Raw genomic sequence first — 16,711 nt, forward strand, 5'->3', positions numbered from 1 at the left:
GTCTTAATCCCTTCGTAATCAGGGCTGGGTTGCTACAAAATGAGCAAGTCGATCAAAGTCACGATCGGGGAGTCTTAATCCCTTCGTAATCAGGGCTGGGTTGCTACAACAGAGATTGAAGCAGCTTGTTCCGAGGAAGTATGTCTTAATCCCTTCGTAATCAGGGCTGGGTTGCTACAAAGCCGCAGCCGCGGCATCCGCCCATGCATGGGCAGTCTTAATCCCTTCGTAATCAGGGCTGGGTTGCTACGATGGGTTTTTCAAGTCACTGACCATGACATTGCCAAAGTCTTAATCCCTTCGTAATCAGGGCTGGGTTGCTACAGAGGCAAGCGCCGAAGATGTCTTGAAATTTGAGTCTTAATCCCTTCGTAATCAGGGCTGGGTTGCTACGACGCAATGTATTGCAAACGAAATCGAAACCTTGCGTCTTAATCCCTTCGTAATCAGGGCTGGGTTGCTACTGCGGTGCGTCGAGTTCTTCCGGTAAATCAGCGCCTTCGGGAACCGGTTCCCGCTGCTCGGGCGGACCGGAGAAGATGTCGTCCAACTGGTAGCGGCCAAGACCAAAAACCGTCTCCTTGCCGATGTGCAGCCATTGACCGATCTTCAGCGCGGGGATGAACGGGGTGAGATTGCCCTCGAGCCGCCACACCCCAACGACCCCGCCAAGGGTCATGGTCTGCTGCTGCCGCGCCGAGCGGCGCGTCCAGTCGCGCCAGGTGAGCGCCTTCGTTCCGGTGACATCCTTGGCCAACCGCGCCAGCTCCGCGAAGTCCCAGTCCGGCGCGCCAGCGCCGTGACAGCGGCCCATCAGACTCACGCGACGAACCGCGGCGATGAGCAAACGGTCCGGGGTGAGCCGGTCCGGGGGTACCGCGCGACCATTGTCCTGGAGGCGGAGCGGAGTCGTCAGGCGGATGCTCAGGCGGCGGCATTCGGTTGGCAAGTGATCCGGGATCGTCGGCTGGTGTTCGAGGATCCGCCCCTCGGGGGCGGTCAGAACGGGCTCGGAAGAGCCATCGGGCAACAGGTGTTCGACCGATTCGAGGTCGGATTGCCCATCGCCAGCCCCGAGGCCGCGTCTGGCCGCCTGCCGCCAGGCGTAGGTGATGATCGGCAGTTCGCGTAGCGCGCGTCCGAAGAGAACGAGGTCGAAATGCCAGCCCTCCCCCGGTTCGATTCGCCGGGCGCCCCAGCATTCGGGTTCGATGACGTACGGCGCGGGAGCCTGCGTCAGCCGGTGCAGCGTGTCGGCGGTCGGAGGCGGCGCAAACACCGCCGGGTATGGGCAGGTTTCGAGCAACGGGCAGCCGCTGCATTCCTTCGCTCTGGTCATGCACGCGAGGCGGCGCAGCGAGTGGCCAAACGCGCCGCGCAGCGCGGAGCCCGACCAGTCGGGAAACTGGACCGGGGTCAGCGCGACGAAGCGATAACGGTAACGGGCTATGGGCAGCATGTTCAGGTGGTCATCCAGGTCAGAACTTCCGCTTTCAGGTTTCCCAGGTCCTCAGGGGGAACGATTCGTATCCCGTACTTCTGCGCACGCTGCCAGACCTGCTTCCCGCTGTCGATGCGCCGTGCGCTGAGCAGCCATTTCGTGTCGAGGCGGCCGCCGACGTGCTTGCCGAGCGCTTCGAGCTTGTTCAGGATGTCCTGGCCCTCGCCGGGGTCGGAAACCTGCTGACCGCTCTTGCATTCGATGAGCAGCATTCGGTTGCGGTGAACGAAAGCGGCGTCGAGTTCATTCAGCGGGTACGCGTCGCCCGCCTGGACGGAGGAGCCATCCCACGGATCGATCTTCAGGTTGATGCCCCAACGGGTGCGATGCAGGCGCCTGCCCTTCTCGCCCTGTTCGAGCTCCTTGCCAGCCAGCCAGCACCATTCCTCGAGCCAGCCGCCACCCAGATAGCCGCTCGCACACTCGCTGGCCACCCGCACGTGATTGTCGGCGGGATCGAGGAGCTTCAGCTCGACCATCCGGTCGACGATCTCTTTCGCGGGGCCGGCAGGCTGGGACGGTACGCGGGCGTCGAGCGGTCGGCATTGCCGGTAGCGGCTCGCCGCAAAGTTCAGTTCTCCGAACAGCTTCTGAACCGCTGGCGCGTGGCTGACCAGTTGGCGGGTCAGTTCGGCGCGCTGCTCGATGCCGATCGCGTCGGGCTCCTCGTGGCGAAGCCTGTAGCCCTGGACCGCCAGGTACGAGTCGATACGGAGCAGATCGACCGGCAGTTTCTCGGGCGTGCGCGCAAGCGGATGGAAATAGTCGATGCGGTCCCTCTCGGTGTCGCAGTAGATGATCTCGGCAAACACCCGGAAGGCCTGCTGGAAAGCGACGGTCATCAGCTTGTTGCCGCCGGTGAGGTTGAGGATTAACCGATCGGTCGGGTATTCCGCATGGAGTTCGCCGGCGCGTTCGCGTGCCCAGCACAGGAGGGTCTTCAGGTCGTGGTCCGGGCAATCCTCTGGGTAAATGCGCACGCTGTGCTCATCGAGACCCGCGCGCAGGAGTCCGTGGCGCAACGTCACCGCGTTCCGGGCCATCGCCCTGCTGGCCAGAATGACGACCTGCTGCGCCTTCATCGCGCTGGCCAGCGCAGGAATCAGGTTCGGCAGGTTTTCGCCGCTGGCGAGTACGACATGGACGTTGCGCGCCGGGTGTGCGCTGCTCCGCGGGCGCAGCGTGCTGCGCTGGATGTCGAATTCCTCGAGCCGCGCCCGGCACGCGCGCATCTGCGCGGCAGTCAGCTCGCTGCCCCGGAGGTTCTCCGGCAGGTCGATCGTCAGGTGCTGGTAACGCCCGCCGCGTTCGCAGATGCGCGCGGCGACCTGCGCCGGCAGCGTGCCGATGACCAGGTCGCCGGGCTGGACACGCTCGGCGTCGAAGCTGCTGACGACGACGCAGCCCTCGGGAAGCAGGTTTGCTTCGCGCGCCCAGTCGATCGCGCCGGCGTGTCGAGTAACGAAGGTGGTGGTCACGCGGCCTCCGCTTCGCCGGCCGGCCTGCGGTCGATTGCGTACGCTTCGAGACGCGGGTTGCACGCGCGCAGGCCGTCGGCGTCGAGTTCCTGGCCGCGGGCATGCTCCGGGACGTCGAGCGAGAGATGCAGGTAGCGGGCACCCCGCTGACAGACGGCGGCGGCCAGATGGACCGGGAGCGTTCCGATCACCGTGTCGCCTGCCCGCACCTCGGACGGATCGAGGTGGGTACAGTGGCGGTCGATGAGCAGCCCGGCGCTCTGCGCCCATTCGCGGGCACCGGGGTGCCGGGTGATGAACCAGGTGGTCATGATCGGTTGGCTCCTCGGTCTGGCCAGTTCAGCCCTGTGCCGCAGCGCGCAGGGCAGCGAACCACGGGGCCTTGCGCAGAGTCTTGGCCTCGATGCTGACGACCCTGGGCAGCCACTCTTCGATGGCTTGGGCAACGGCCTCCCTGTCGGCGGGCGCCCAGCCGGCCGCCTCTTCGGCCAGTTCCTTGGCTTTGCCGTGATAGGCGGTATGCGGCTTGTCCTTGCCGCCGCGCAGTTGGTCGGCGCGTTTGCGGCAGTCGTCGACGAATCCTTCGATCCTCTGCATGGCCGGGCTCAGGCTGGCCTTGCGCCGCTCGCGCTCGGCTTCCTCGCCCTGACGCGCCTCTTCGGCCGCGCGCGCGGCCTCCTTGGCCGCTCTCTGGGTCGCGGCGCGCTGCTCGGCAGCGGCGCGGGCTTCGGCGAAGCGGGCGCGGATCGCCTGCATGTCGGGCCGTGTGCTGACTTGACGGTGGCACCACGCCCGCAGGTCGACGAGGTCTTGCTGCGGGTCGATCTCGACCAACGCCCAGCCGAAGGGGAGCAGATGCTTGCGATCATCCTTGTGCTGAGCCGCCAGCCATACGGTCTTGCTCTCGCCTTGGACCAGCGGTTGGCGCTGCCGGCCGTCGGGCCCTTTCCCCTGCAGGATCTTGATCTGCGCGACGCCTTCGCCGGAGAGGGTCTTGCTTTCGGCGCCGCCGTAGCGACCGAGGCGCACGAGAAACGCGCGGCCCGCGGCGAGCCGAGCACACAGCTCACCGGCCAGCAAGTGCTCGATGAAGCGCTTCCAGTCGGGATCGACGAAGCCGCGCTCGTCGAGGATCTGCAGTTCCTTGTGCAGCCGCTTCTCGTGGTAGCCATGGACATCCCGGGCGATGCTGGCCAGCGAGCGTGGCCGCAGGCCGTTCTCGGGAGTCGTCTTTTGATCGCCGTGCGCGCCGAGATCGTGCACCGTGACGCTGCCGGCGAAGGCCCGGTACTGACCGGGCGAGATGCATTCCTTGCGGTTCGTGGGTCCGCGCGCCTGTTTTTCGTTTCCCTCCCTGTCGCGCACGAGCTCCTTCATTTGATTGACGGCGTAGACGATCTGCCGGGCGACCTCGCCCGCCGGCATCAGGTCGGCCGGCTTGACGAGGCGCAAGGGACTGGTCGCGAAGTCGCCCTTCAACAGACGCGCTTCGATCTTCGTGCTGTCCCAGGTATTTCCCCGGAAACCACGCTCGTCGGGCAAGGGAAACTTCCCGCCGTTCAGGCGGTCGACGATCGCCGTGCGCAGCGCGCCCTTGAGACTGCTTCCCGGGATGTACGGCTGGCCATTGGTGTGGCTCGCACGTTCGATGAACAACCTGTTGAACACCCAGTTGCCGTTCGCTTCGCGATTGGCCACTCGGCCGATGCTCTGTTCGTACTCGGCGGCCACGCCGGCGGCGACCGGGATGAGGACCTGCGCATGCGGCAGGAAGTGCTCGCGCTGTTCACGGAAGAAGCGCTGGATGCCGAGCAGATCGGCCCTGTCGCCGAGCTGGCCGAGTTGCCCGGCCTCTTTTTCAGGGAGACGCGCGCAACCGGGATCGAAGCCGAACAAGGTCTGTCCTTCGATCAGGTAGTTGGTCGGATCGAAGTCCTCCCCGCAACCGACATGGATCGGCGACAGCGGGGTCAGCACGAGGCGGGCAGTGTGCAGGAAGTCCATGGTCAGCAATTTCCGGTGGTCGGCAGGCGGATGCCCACGGCGGGCGCGTAGCCCTGGTGCACGGTTTCGGGCAGCACGTCGGAGACGCCGCTCAGTCCCTGGCCAATCCAGGCCTCGTGAAAGGCGGTCGGACGTTCGGGAGCGAAGACGCTGCCGCCGCGGGCAAGCAGAACGGGGCGCTTGAACGGGTTGCCGCTATGCACGGCAACGTCGCCGTGGCGACCGAAGCGGGTCAGCGGCTGGTAATGGCTCTGTAGCGGAGAGTAGCCGAGCCCCTGCGGCGCGACCGGACCGAGCGCCAGCCAGGCGTTCGCTTGCCGGTCGTGCAGGGCGGCGAGCGGTTCCTCTTCGACCTCCGCTGACAGGCTGAACTTGCCGAGACCGATGCTCGCGTCGCGCCCGTAGCCGGCCTCGCCGATGGCGGTCAGGGCCGCCTGCAGTTCGCCCGCAGTCAGCCGGGCGGCGTCGAAAACGACATAGACGTGGAAGCGCATCCCGGGGTGGAACCATTGCTGCGCCTGCGTATAGGGGGCGAACGCCCCGGTTCCGGTGGTGCCGGTCTGCCGGTTGATCGTGTTGTGCGGCTGCGCGCGCTCGGTCGGCGCGCTGCTCTTCTCGCCGACGATCGTCTGCGCGGCCTCGGCCTCGCTGTGGGCAAGCCGCTGCCAATCGGCGAGCGGGCGGCCGAGGTCGTCGATGCGCAGCCAGCATTTCTTCTTCAGCGCCTTGCGGTCGGGAACCGCACCGTCGGTTGCCGTGCTCCAATACGAGGACGGCAAGGTCGGCAGCGGCAGATAGCCGAAGGGCAGCGCATCCGAGACGACGGCAAAGGGATTGCCCGCGACATAGCCTTCGAGCAGACGATTCAGCCGCTCGTTGCCGAGTTGCCGACGCAAGGTCCAGCACAGTTGGCCGAACAGCGTGTCACCGGCCAGTGGCGTGCCGAAGGCCGATCGCGGTTGGAGGGTAAAGCGAGAGGTTTTCATCAGCGGGCAAAAGGCTTGACCTGGTCGAAGCGCTCCTGCGCTTCCTCGCCGTCGATGCGCACCTGAGTGAAGCGCACCTTGCCGTAGCCGCGCGAGCCCGATCCGCCGAGGCTGTCGAACTCGATCAGTTTGAGACCCTGGAGAACCATGTTCAGCAGGTCTTCTCCGTCGCCGGCGAGCCGTTTGACCGACAGGCGAAAGTCGAAGCTGGCGCCCGACGGTACGCGTTCGGTGTTGCGCGGGTGCTCGGCCACGCCGGAGATGCGGTTGATGCGGTTTTCGCTCTTGACCTCGACCAGCGACTGGTTGTTGCCGCGAACGTCCTGCTCCCACTGCGGACAGAGCGCACAGTCCCAGAACGCCAGCCGCGACGGCCCGATTTCGGCGGCAAATGCCGGGTCGTCCTTGAACTCGCCGCCACCAGTGCCAAAGAGCTGCAGGATGCGCCGGACTTCGGCCCGCACAGCGCCAGCGGCAGTGTCATGCGCCCGTTTGTCGAGCGGCGCTTCCTGGACCGCGCCGCTTCGCCACTCGAGCAGGCTGCGCATCTTGCCCTTGAGGCTCGATCCGGGAATGTACGGCGACTGGGTAATCGGATGCTTGATCACCGTGTTGTCGACGCCGCCGATCTGCATCTCGGCGTCGCCGGCGCCGATGCGCAGGCCGGTGAGCAGCTCGAGCCGGGCTTCGATGGTGGTGATAGCGGTCAGTTGTGGCATGGCTCACTTCTCCTTCGTCTTTTCTTCGGCCTTGTAGAAGCCCATGAAGGCTTCCATGAACAGCTTCGCGTGCTTGAGTGTCGTCGGGCAGCGAATCTGACGGACGACATGCGTGAAGAGCTTTTCGAAGCAATCGTCGACGTGCTTCCGACCACGCGCATAGGTGACCTTGGCGATCATCATCTTGATGAACGGCGCTGCCTCGCGGTAACGCTCCGTACGCTCCGCGTCGCTCCGCGCGAGATTGACTTTTTCGTGCCACATCACCAGTTCATCGTAGAACTTGCGCAGTTGGGTGGACTTGTTCCTCTCCCCGGCGCCCGTCTCGGCGACGACTCTCGCCTTGTCCTGAGCGACGTCGGCAAAGGTCAGTTCCTTGAGATCGGCGCCGAACCTGATGTCGCTGAGGTCGATCGTCGGTGCGGGCGTCTGCATCGGCCTTGCGTTGTATGGAGACCTGGTGTCCGGCGTACGCGAACCGCTGCCTGGGTGGGGTCCGTTGCTCATCTTTCCCTCGCTTAGCGTTGTTTGTAGAAGTGGTTGAAGAGCGGCACGCGATAGGCACCGCCCAGACGGGCGATCCCCCTTTCGCCGATGGCGCCGGCGAGTCGCGCCTGGGCGCTTTGTCGCTCGGTCGGCCGCAGCTTGTCGACGACGTAGCGCCGAGTGCGGTAGGCAAAGCGGCTGCGCCAGATGCTCGATTCGGGATTCTTGCGATCACCGGCGAGGCGGATCAGTTGCAGCAGGCCATAGAGGTAGCCGGCACTCAGCCCGTAGTCGGCAGCCAGTTGTTCGAGTTCCTTCTCGGCCGCGCTGACTGCCGGCCAGTCGGCCCAGGGAATGCGCTCGCCGAAAACGGTGATCCCGTTCTTGCCGTTGCTCTTGGCCGAGTCGAGCGCCTCTTCGGCCTGACTCGCCAGCGTGTGGATCGGCAACCCCGGCTTGCTCATCACCATGCCCGCCGAGAAATGAATCTCCGGGTTCTCGGCGACGTAGCCGCGGAACTTCTCGGCCATCGCGGCAGCGAGGCGCTGGGTGCTGAGCCACGGGCCGATCAGGAAGAAGTCGTCGCCACCGGCAAAGACCGTGTAGGTCTCGGGATGGTGCCTGGCGCAGTACGCCGGCAGCCAGACGGCAAAGAAGGCGTTCATCTGCCGCGACAGCGCCGCCATCCGGGCAAAGGTCGGCGCGGCGAGGCCCTCACGGAAAATCTGCCCGAGATCGTCGACGTCGCCCTTGAGCGTCATCAGCGCACACTGGCCGACCCAGCCGCGCTGGTCGGCGCGCAACTGCCGGTCCTCGCAGGCGATGTGGTTCAGCGTCTTGCCAGCGCCACGCTCGACCCCCGTGTCGTCGTCGGCGCCCGTTTCTCCCCGATACTTGTCCAGGGTCCAGTCGTCGACTTCGTCGAAGCGCGGCACGTAGGCGTTCACCGCGCGCCTCGCGTAGCCGTTCCACAGGGTTTCGTCGAGGCGCTCCGGCAGGCTGAAGTCCCAGCAGCGGCGAAGGCCGCCCGATCCGGCGAGCGCGGCAAAGCGGCCGCTGATCTCTTCGTCGCCGGTGAACGCGACCCGGTAGCCGAAGATCGCTGTCTCCAGCGGGACGACTCCGCCCGAATGCAGGCCGCTGCTCTCGGTATCGACGACCAGCAGCCGGGCCTGGCGGGCAATCTGGGTACCGAGGGCGATCTGGTCGCGCGAGAGGCGCGCTGAGCCTTTTTCGTCGGCCGGCAGGTGGTCGTTGTACGGGCACGGGCCATTCGGGTAACCGACGGGGAAGACTCGCGGCGCGTCGCCGACCAGGTCGAACCGATGCAGCTTGGCCGCTTCGAGGTCGGCGAACAACCCATCGACCAGAGTGCGGAAGCGCCCCTTGAGCAGGTCGTTGCAGCTCGCTGGCCGGGCGACGAGTCCGAGGCCGGCCAGTCCGAAACTGTGTTCGAGAAACCATCCGTTGAGTTCCCGCCCCGTCGCCTGCACGCCTGCGCGAACCTCGTCGGTGTTCGGAGCAACGATCAGGAATTTCCCGGCGGCGTTGGTGATCTGGGAGGTCGACGGCAGGGCGCATGCTTCGAGCACCTTCAGCGCGGCGAGTTCGGTGAACAACGAGACCTGGAAAGAGCGGCCACGCAGCAGTCGCGCCGCGTTGCGGTTGGTCTGTGCGCCGTCGGCGAAGATGAACTGCTGAATGCCGAAGAAGTCGCCCTGAATCAGCAGCAGCTTCTGCGCGTCCCAATCCTCCCGGCTGGCCAGCGCCTGCACGGCGGCGGCGTCCGACCGACCACACTCGTCGTGCCAGCGCCAGAGCGCAGTGGCCAGCGCCGCCGTCGCCTTGCTATGGTCGTACAGCGAGACGTCCGGCTTGACACCGAATGCCGTTGCCGCCGGAATCGCGTGCGTGAAGGTCTGCCACGCGGTGTCGAAGTGGTCGAGCCACAGCGGCCACTGGCTGCGGTGGCCGCGCGGGATGGCTTCCAGGGCGTGCAGGAATCCCTGCCAAAGCTGCTGGTACTCGGCCTGCGCGGGAGCGTCCGTTTCGGGTTCGTAACCCTTCCGTGCAACGGGAAAGAGCCACTCGGGCGACAGCGCGCGCAACGGATACCTCCATTGCAGGTCGCCAACCTTGAAGCCCTTGGCCGGCGGGTGAGCAAGCCGGATCTGCTCGAACAGCGTCAACTGCCGCGCCTGATAGTGGTTGCGACCGGTGTCGGTCCGGTCTTGGCCGGCGTTGTAGGTCTCGAATTCCTGGCGCTCGAAACCCGAGGCGACCCGGTCGGCCGTGGCGATGATCCACTGCAGGAAGGTCTGCGGCCGGTGGTGCATGGCGGCGGCGTTGACCAGCGAATCGGTGATCTCGACGCCGCCGGTGCGGCTGGCGAAAGGACTCACGTCACCCGTCGTCAGGTCAGGAGCGCTGCCCTCCACCGCCTCGAACATCAGCGCCGTCCAGGCGGCATGTCGATGGGTGTGGTACTTGTGATCACGAAACGGGCAGTAATTGGTCACGTGCGCGTCCAGGCGCTCGCGGTCGATCTCCTGGATCCCCGCGCGCTCGGCGAACTTGCCCAGATCATGCAGAAGGGCCGCGAAGGCGACGCGGCACCCCCGGTCGAGCAGGTCGTTGTGATGGTTCATGACTTGGTTTCCATTCGGTTGGTCCGCATCCTCGATCGCCAGATGGCGCGAACTCGGCACGGCAGCCCCGGAGCCGGGAAGAGTCGCGCCAGCGACGCAGAGAATACAGCACTGAGCCGTGCTTCCGCGGCTCGGCAAGCTTGCGATCGCCGACCGCGACGGGCGATGTGGGCAACGCGGTCGAATGAGCTGCCGAGTGCGACACGAGCGCAGCGCACGAAGAGTGGCATGGCCGGACGATCCCCGTTCTCTATTGCCCGAAGAGTTCCCTGCGCAGCGATTTCAGCGTGGCCTGCAGGCGTGCCTCTTCGTCGAGAGTCCGGACGTCCTCCGACGCGCGCGGCCGTACGCCATGGGCCAGGGCGTTGCGCAGGTATTCGAGTCGCTTGACGGCTGGGGTTTCTTCGCGTGCGGCGGCGTACGCTTCGCTGCGCTGGTCGAAGTCGTTCGGGTTGCCGCGCCGGTCGTTGCAGGCGCGGGTGACAAAGGCTTCGTAGAGGAAGGTCGCCGAACGCAGGTAGTCGCGGCGCTCGAAGTACGCGTCGGCGAGCGACAGCTCCCATTCATCGCGGCTTCGGCCGCGAAACCAGCCGATCCGCTGCTTCAGCGTCTCGACGAAAAGGCTGCCGAGCAGGCCGCGATGCGCTTCGACCGAGGGAAAGACGCTGGTCAGCGTCTCGCGCGCCCGGACGGGATTGCTCGTCCGCTCGAAGTACCCGGCGCGGGCGAGCAACTCGCCGCGAGTACGTTCCATTCCGTCTTCGGTGAGCAGCCGCGCGAACGGCGCGTAGTCGCCGTCCTTCTCGTAGGTCGCCAGTGCATCGACCCAGTCGAGCATCCGGAGCAGGCCGCCGAGGCGCAGCACGGGCGTTTCGCCGGCCGGCCGGGTCATCTGGAGCGCGCCGTAGTAGAGTTCCTCGACCTTCACGGCGGCGACGCGGGCGAGGTAGCGCGCGGCGACCAGGGCGAGCATCGGCAGGTGGCGGAAGGCGTGCGTCACGTCGATGCACAGGCTCTCGCCCGGCTCGACGATTTCGGCGAGGCGGTGGAGGATCGCGGCCTGTTCGGCTTCATCCGTCGCGTAGGGGATCAGCAGGCAACTGACCGAGATTCCGAGCCGGTCGGCCAGCCGCCGTCTGGGAAAGTCGAGCAGCGCGTCGCTGACGGCGCCGGATTCGATCGCCGCCATCAGTTCGAACTGCGCGTCGTCGCCGAGCCCCTCGCCTTCGAAGAAGACGTCCCACATGCTCCCGGCGGTACCGAGCAGGATCAGCCGCTCGGGCTTGAGATACTCGGTCAGCGCGAGACCGAAGAACGGGACGGTGCGCGAGAAACCATCGTCGAAGCGATAGGTGGCGGTACGGTAGCCCGTCTTCGGGTCCATCCCCTTGCCAAGAAAGCTGATCAGTGTGCTCATTTCGTTTGGTCTCGCCAGTGGGTGGGCACGAGGTGTTGCGCGCGACGCGCGCTGCGCCTCACCTTGAGTTCGCAGTTCCGGCGGCGGACTGCCCTGCCGGCTCGTCGACCACGCCGTAGCAGATGGCGTCGGGTCGCAGTTCGAGGTGGTAGCGCCGCGGGCGGCTGCCGCCGTCGCTGATCAGGTACGGCGCGGCGGCCGGGCCGAGCTGGTGCTTGAGGATCTTCCGGAGCTTCGAGAGATGCGTCGAGAAGTAGCTGCCGTCCATACCATCCCTGAGCGCGCGCTCGGTGTTGTCGCGATCGCCGAGCGGGCCGTCGATCCAGCGCATCTCGACCAGGTAGCGCCTCTTCCAGGCGAGATCGGGAGACTCCTTGGACGGCGCCTGCAGCGGCGGTTCGCCGTTCAGCGCGCGGCGCGCGAAGACGCTGAGCAGGCCGAGTTCGGCCGGCGGCAGAGCGATCGCCCTGCCGCCCGCGCGGATCCGCCTGCCGCCGAGGTCGATATGCAGTTCCGGCGGCGCGAGGCCGAGCCGCGCCGCCTCGACGGTCTCGTTGTAACTGGCGCGGCCGGTCAGCAGCGCTTCGGGCAGGCCGTGGCGCAGGCTGACGAAAGGCAGTTCGGCAAGGGTGACCTGCGCGCTGGCGCTGTCGACGAGCCGGCCGCCGGGCAATTCGAGAACGCGGCTGACCGGCGTCGGGTAGTAGAAGCCGCCGCTCGATTCGAAAGGCTCGGAGACCAGGACGTGCGAGAGCTGGTCCTGCGGGCGGCCGTAGAGCGAAAGCGCGTAGCCGAGAAAGAAGCCCATCGTCTTGCGCCCGCCGGCGATCGAGACGTGCAGCGCGCTGTCCGGGTCGGCGGTGAATTCGCGGATGATCTCGGTGATCCCGTCCGCCGCGTGACGGTTGTCGTCGGGCGAGCGGATGTCGTCGAGCGGGCGGCCCTGAGCGTCCTGCAGGACGTGGATGTTCGCCGGGGAAAAGGCGATCGGCGGTAGCGCGTAGTCGCGGCAGAAATGGTGGAACCAGCCGGGGTCGTCGGAGAGCAGCGCGAGGCGCGCCTTCTCGGCGCCGCTGCGCGTGGTGATCAGGTGGATCTCGGTGGGGACGAAGGCCATTCCCGACTCCGGCGCGACGGCCAGCGCGTAGAGCGTCTCGGTGACGATCTGCGGCGACAGGCCGGTGACCGCGACGAGGATGCGTCTGGGGTACTCGCTGGGGTTTTCTCTTTGCAGGAACATCGTCGTGCTGCCTTGAGTGAATCGACGGCGGAGATTCTCGGGTCTTTCTGCTCGCTTGGTGCCGACCGCAAGCTTGCGGTGAGGCGCAGGTAGGTGATTCGGCCGGCGCGGGCCGCGGGCGTATCGGGCAGAGGCGCCGGTGCGCGCCGCAGGGTCCGGACGCGGCGGCACCGCCCTCCCCCGCCCGCTCGGCCGTTGGCCAGAGGCCCGGCCGACGGCCTCGTTGCGTTGTTTGCGTAGTGTGCACCCCCGAGGGCTCATTTTCCGAGCCCGCGGAGAATTTTTTCGGCGCGCATTGCCGGCCGGCCGGGAGCCTCGGACAGCCTGCCTCAGCCCTCGCCGGGCGGCGGGGAAAGGTGATCCCGATCGCCCCGGAAGCCGATCTCGCCACCGGCGAAGCGTTTCCGCTCGGCCGGTCGATCACCTCGCGGCTCGAGCACCGGTCGTCGACCGACGAAGACCCGACGCGCGCAGGCGATGGAGACTGTCCCGAAGGCGACCCGTCGGGCAAGCTCAAGAAGATGGCCGACCCGCGCACCGCTGGTCGGATGGATCGCGATCTGACCCACTGGCCGAGGATCGACGAGGACACGGCGGAAGCCGGCGGCGAAGCGACGATCGAAGGCCTCCCGACGGGCCCCGGGTCTTGGTTGCCGCCGTGCCCAATGCGCACGTCGGCTTGGGGGATTGCCGGGCACCACGACCTCTGCGGCCCGGCGCTCTGGAAGTTCATCGTCGGCATGGTGAACCGGGACGCGCGCAGCCTGTGCCCGCCTCGACAAGGCCACCTGGCAGGGCGAGGACATGCGCCATGCCCAGCGCCTGCTCGCCGCGGCCGTCGGCTCGGTGGTGGGCAGGACCGAAGAGCGTGCGGTCGCCAGCCTGTTCACGCCGGGCGGCACGCACGCGCTGGCGGGCGCGTTCGCCGGCATCGACGACTTCGAGGTCGTGGCGTATCTGGTCGTGCTGGCCGAGGCGGACGTGTGAGGTGAGTCATGCAGTGACCATGAAAAAGACAATGGTAGGTTTCATTTTTCGTGGTCGCGTCGCCGCCCGTGATCATCGCCCGCCCCCGTCTGCTGGACGCGCGGCACGCTGCCCTGAACCGGCGCCCGATCGGTCGTCCTGACCGGGCCGCGACAGTGCGGGAAGACAACGCTTGCCCGGTAGATCGTCGACTCGGCGTCGCCCAACTACTTCGATCTGGGGGATCCGCGCACCCAGGCGTTGTTTGGGGAGCCGATGACAGCACTCGAGCCGCTCACCGGCCTCGTGGTCATTGACGAGGTGCAGCGGGCGCCGGAACTTCTTCCGCTACTACGGGTGCTCGCCGACCGGCGTCCGGGGCCGGCGCGCTTCCTGATTCTCGAGAGCGCATCGGGGGGGCCCTGCTGCGCCATCCGAAGCTGGGGGCGTCGTGGGAGGGGTTCGCGATCGAGCAGGTGCTCGCCACCGAGCCGCACACCGACGCAGCGTTCTGGGCGACGCATCAGGGCGCCGAAATCGACCTGCTGCTGCAGCATCGTGGCGCGCTGTTCGGCGTCGAGTGCAAGCGCGTGGACGCCCCGCGGATGAGGCCCTCGATCCGGATTGCGCTCGCCGATCTGGGCCTCGAGCGCGTCGCCGTGGTCTATCCGGGAACCAGGCGCTACACCATTGCCGACCGGGTGGAGGCCGTGCCGCTGGCGACGCTGGCCACCCCGGGCCAACTCTTCACACCGTGAGCCGATGACCGTCGATGACGTCGTCCAGGTCCTCGGCTTCCCCGACGCCGCACGGGTGGATCGCCGCGTGCCCAAGACGCTGCTGGTCGAGCACGGTGCGCCGACGGCCGCGGACAAGCGGCGCATCCAGGAGGGCATCCACGAGCTGCATTGGCTGGCGACGCTCAAGCCCACGACCATCGGCGTGCCGGCCTTGCGCGAGGACGTGCGCGAATACCTGGAGATCAATGTGCGGAGGGTGGCCCTGCGAGCCGGAGCCAGGACGGCGCGGCTGGCCGGGCTGATCCATCGCGCCGTCCCCTACCCGGTGTTCCTGCTGGTGGCCGAGGAGACCGTCCTCACGCTCTCGCTGGCCCACAAGCGCTGGTCGCAGGGCGCGGCGGGGACCACGGTGCTCGATGGCAAACCGAAGGATAGAAGGGATCGATTTCGCGGATGCGGCGCGTTATCTCTGATCGTCGGGAGTCGGCGAGCGGATCGGCGCGCGCTCGACCACACCTGTCTCTTGCCAGACGGTGGGATTGCACGCGGTCCGGCTCCCGAGCGAGCACCGTCGGTCCGATGTCGGAGTTCTTTACACCCCGCGCGAACGCCGGCCCGCCGGAACCAGGATCAGCCCCTTCGCAGCCGGTCCAGCTTGCTGATTTAGCGAGGATTCGATGTGTTCTCTCCACTCTGGCACGGTATCTGCTTGTGGATATGCGCAAACCCTGGAAAGCGTTTTGCGCCAGTATTCCTGTTCCGCGCAGGAGAACGCCAGCCACTGTCCCTACCGTACTGGAGAAGGAACCACAATGAAAAACGTCAAAGCGACCTTGTCCCTGATTGCCCGCGCGTTCTGCGCCGGAGCCATGCTGTTGCCGGCAAGCTCTTCGCTTGCCGCGCCGATCGCGCCAACGAGTTACGACATGCCCAACGGCGACGGGCAGGCCTCGGGTGGCACCTACAACTACTGGGATCGCAACTATACCGGAGCCGGCAGTACGACGACCGACGGCGCAGCCTTGAGCGGCGGACTTGGCAAGCTTACCGACGGTGTCGTGTCGACTTCGTTGTGGTACAACGTGTCCAACGCTCAGGGGACGGGAGAGTACGTCGGCTGGTATCGCCCCGTAACTCTGAACCCGGTGATTACCTTCCACTTTGCCGGCAATCCATCGATCGACTCGATCACCATCCAGCTCGATAACAGCAACGTGGGCGGCGTCATCGCCCCCTCGGCGATCCGCGTTGATGGGATCAGCGAGAGCTTCACTCCCCCAGCCCTCGGCACGGTCGGGTCCGTGACGCTGGGTGGCCTCAGTCTCGTTGGCCCGACGCATACGATCGAGTTGGACCAGGTTCCCGGCTACTGGGTCTTCGTCAGTGAAATCAGCTTTGACGGCACCGCGACTCAGGCGCCGGAGCCGGCGTCGCTGGCGCTGCTCGGGCTGGCTCTGACCGCGATTCCTCTTGCCCGGAGGCGCCGCAACTGAGGTACGCGACGCACCCACACACGCGCAATGAGGAACGCCCTCACCATTTTCCGTACAACCGGCGCCTCTGCCCGATCGGGGAGAGGGGAGTTCGTTGAGTCGCTGGCGCGACTCTGGCGTCAATCGCGGGCCCCGGCCCGCTCGCCGGTTGCGGGTTCTTTGGCTGCCGGGGTCCGCACAAAGCGGATCACGCCATCGGCAGACTCGCTGCGCAGCAACCGGCCCGAACGTTCGAGCCGGTTCAGATGGGCGATCGCCTCGCCCATCGCGAACATCGTCTGGTGGGTGTCCAGGTCCCGCGGAAATAGCGAAGGATAGGAGATCCAACGCCACTTCCGCAAGTGTTCCAGGCTCTGATAGGCTCTGACAGCAGTCGTGATTCGGGGAAAGCGTGCCGACGGAGCCTGAAAACCTCGCCGGAATCGCAGCACGAGGATGGCCATGGGCCGCCGCGGCGACCCATGGTGCAAGCGGTCCCTGACGAGCCCGATCGGATCGTCTTCGTGCGGCCTTTACCAGGCGATGCGCTGATCGAATGGGTAGTCCGGTGCCGGTTGAGCTGGCGGGTCGAACTCGCCCTGCTCGGCATCGGTCATCTCCCACAGCGGCGGGCCCCGGGCCGGCGCGATAGGCGGCGGTGACGTCGGCTCGCCCAAGTGCGAGAGGATCTCGCGCACGGCGCCGGCGTCGGTGATGAAGGCGATGATTCGCATCTCGCCGCACCAGCGCGGGCAGACGAGCGGAAAGACCTCATAGATCCGCGCGAGCAACAGCGCCCAGGCGTAGCGGGCGGCGCGACGCAGGAGCGCTTCCTCTTCTCCTCGTGCTTCCCCTGTCCCCATGGACGAGGGGCTCGGCGTGTTGATTGGCGGAGCGGGCGTGGCGATGGGTTCAGGTGGATCAGTTGGGTCAGTCGCTGCTGACCGCGGCGTACTGTCCGGCATGCCGGCAAGCGCGGTGACCTGTGCGCGGTGCGGGGCGTTGGGTGCCAGTACGCCGTAGTACCGATGCCGATGTCGGCGCGGCGGCGGAA

At 66.7% G+C, this 16,711-nt stretch carries 12 protein-coding genes, 4 pseudogenes and 1 CRISPR repeat array; of the genes and pseudogenes, 4 read left to right on the forward strand and 12 right to left on the reverse strand.

Annotated elements, in window-relative coordinates; all coding sequences use genetic code 11:
- Positions 1-464: direct repeats of the CRISPR family, unit length 36 nt; unit sequence GTCTTAATCCCTTCGTAATCAGGGCTGGGTTGCTAC.
- Positions 465-565: 101 nt separating this feature from the next.
- From cas6 to csm6, 10 genes and pseudogenes are all read right to left on the reverse strand, one after another.
- Positions 566-1,459: pseudogene (gene cas6, locus NFW05_RS18565) on the reverse strand (CRISPR system precrRNA processing endoribonuclease RAMP protein Cas6); the annotation flags it as partial.
- Positions 1,460-1,461: 2 nt separating this feature from the next.
- On the reverse strand, positions 1,462-2,979 hold the full coding sequence (gene csx16 / locus NFW05_RS12635) for a CRISPR-associated protein Csx16 (protein WP_295307327.1): 1,518 nt from the start codon (positions 2,977-2,979) through the stop codon (positions 1,462-1,464).
- Positions 2,976-3,290 (reverse strand): CRISPR-associated protein Csx16, encoded by a 315-nt coding sequence (gene csx16 / locus NFW05_RS12640; RefSeq protein ID WP_295307330.1) that lies wholly within the window; start codon positions 3,288-3,290, stop codon positions 2,976-2,978. The genes csx16 (NFW05_RS12635) and csx16 (NFW05_RS12640) overlap by 4 nt, the downstream gene beginning before the upstream one ends.
- Positions 3,291-3,318: 28 nt before the next feature.
- Complete coding sequence (locus NFW05_RS12645) at positions 3,319-4,983, reverse strand: RAMP superfamily CRISPR-associated protein (RefSeq protein ID WP_295307333.1); 1,665 nt, start codon at positions 4,981-4,983, stop codon at positions 3,319-3,321.
- A gap of 2 nt (positions 4,984-4,985) precedes the next feature.
- Complete coding sequence (locus tag NFW05_RS12650) at positions 4,986-5,969, reverse strand: CRISPR-associated protein Csm7 (protein WP_295307335.1); 984 nt, start codon at positions 5,967-5,969, stop codon at positions 4,986-4,988.
- Complete coding sequence (gene csm3, locus NFW05_RS12655; RefSeq protein ID WP_295307338.1) at positions 5,969-6,688, reverse strand: type III-A CRISPR-associated RAMP protein Csm3; 720 nt, start codon at positions 6,686-6,688, stop codon at positions 5,969-5,971. Before csm3 ends, NFW05_RS12650 begins: the two co-directional genes overlap by 1 nt.
- A gap of 3 nt (positions 6,689-6,691) precedes the next feature.
- Positions 6,692-7,123 (reverse strand): type III-A CRISPR-associated protein Csm2, encoded by a 432-nt coding sequence (gene csm2, locus NFW05_RS12660; RefSeq protein WP_295307341.1) that lies wholly within the window; start codon positions 7,121-7,123, stop codon positions 6,692-6,694.
- An 83-nt stretch (positions 7,124-7,206) separates the two neighbouring features.
- Positions 7,207-9,822 (reverse strand): type III-A CRISPR-associated protein Cas10/Csm1, encoded by a 2,616-nt coding sequence (cas10, locus tag NFW05_RS12665; protein ID WP_295307344.1) that lies wholly within the window; start codon positions 9,820-9,822, stop codon positions 7,207-7,209.
- A gap of 250 nt (positions 9,823-10,072) precedes the next feature.
- Positions 10,073-11,239 (reverse strand): TIGR02221 family CRISPR-associated protein, encoded by a 1,167-nt coding sequence (csx2, locus tag NFW05_RS12670; RefSeq protein ID WP_295307347.1) that lies wholly within the window; start codon positions 11,237-11,239, stop codon positions 10,073-10,075.
- 58 nt (positions 11,240-11,297) lie between these two features.
- Positions 11,298-12,479, reverse strand: a complete 1,182-nt coding sequence (gene csm6 / locus NFW05_RS12675) for a CRISPR-associated ring nuclease Csm6 (RefSeq protein WP_295307350.1) — start codon at positions 12,477-12,479, stop codon at positions 11,298-11,300.
- 762 nt (positions 12,480-13,241) lie between these two features.
- Between csm6 and NFW05_RS12680 the strand changes: the two are divergent.
- The 4 genes and pseudogenes from NFW05_RS12680 to NFW05_RS12695 all read left to right on the forward strand — a co-directional run.
- Positions 13,242-13,466, forward strand: a pseudogene (locus NFW05_RS12680) (hypothetical protein); the annotation flags it as partial.
- A 455-nt stretch (positions 13,467-13,921) separates the two neighbouring features.
- Positions 13,922-14,203, forward strand: a complete 282-nt coding sequence (locus NFW05_RS18570; protein WP_311104719.1) for a hypothetical protein — start codon at positions 13,922-13,924, stop codon at positions 14,201-14,203.
- 4 nt (positions 14,204-14,207) lie between these two features.
- Positions 14,208-14,852: a DUF4391 domain-containing protein gene (locus NFW05_RS12690; protein ID WP_295307352.1), complete on the forward strand. Its 645-nt coding sequence runs from the start codon at positions 14,208-14,210 to the stop codon at positions 14,850-14,852.
- Between the two features lie 145 nt (positions 14,853-14,997).
- Positions 14,998-15,678, forward strand: a complete 681-nt coding sequence (locus tag NFW05_RS12695; protein ID WP_295307355.1) for a PEP-CTERM sorting domain-containing protein — start codon at positions 14,998-15,000, stop codon at positions 15,676-15,678.
- A gap of 119 nt (positions 15,679-15,797) precedes the next feature.
- Here NFW05_RS12695 and NFW05_RS12700 read toward each other — a convergent pair.
- Both NFW05_RS12700 and NFW05_RS12705 read right to left on the reverse strand, forming a co-directional pair.
- Positions 15,798-15,992: pseudogene (locus NFW05_RS12700) on the reverse strand (MBL fold metallo-hydrolase); the annotation flags it as partial.
- A gap of 198 nt (positions 15,993-16,190) precedes the next feature.
- A pseudogene (locus tag NFW05_RS12705) lies at positions 16,191-16,711 on the reverse strand (IS91 family transposase); the annotation flags it as partial.

The organism is Accumulibacter sp. (assembly GCF_023806625.1).
Taxonomy (GTDB): domain Bacteria; phylum Pseudomonadota; class Gammaproteobacteria; order Burkholderiales; family Rhodocyclaceae; genus Accumulibacter.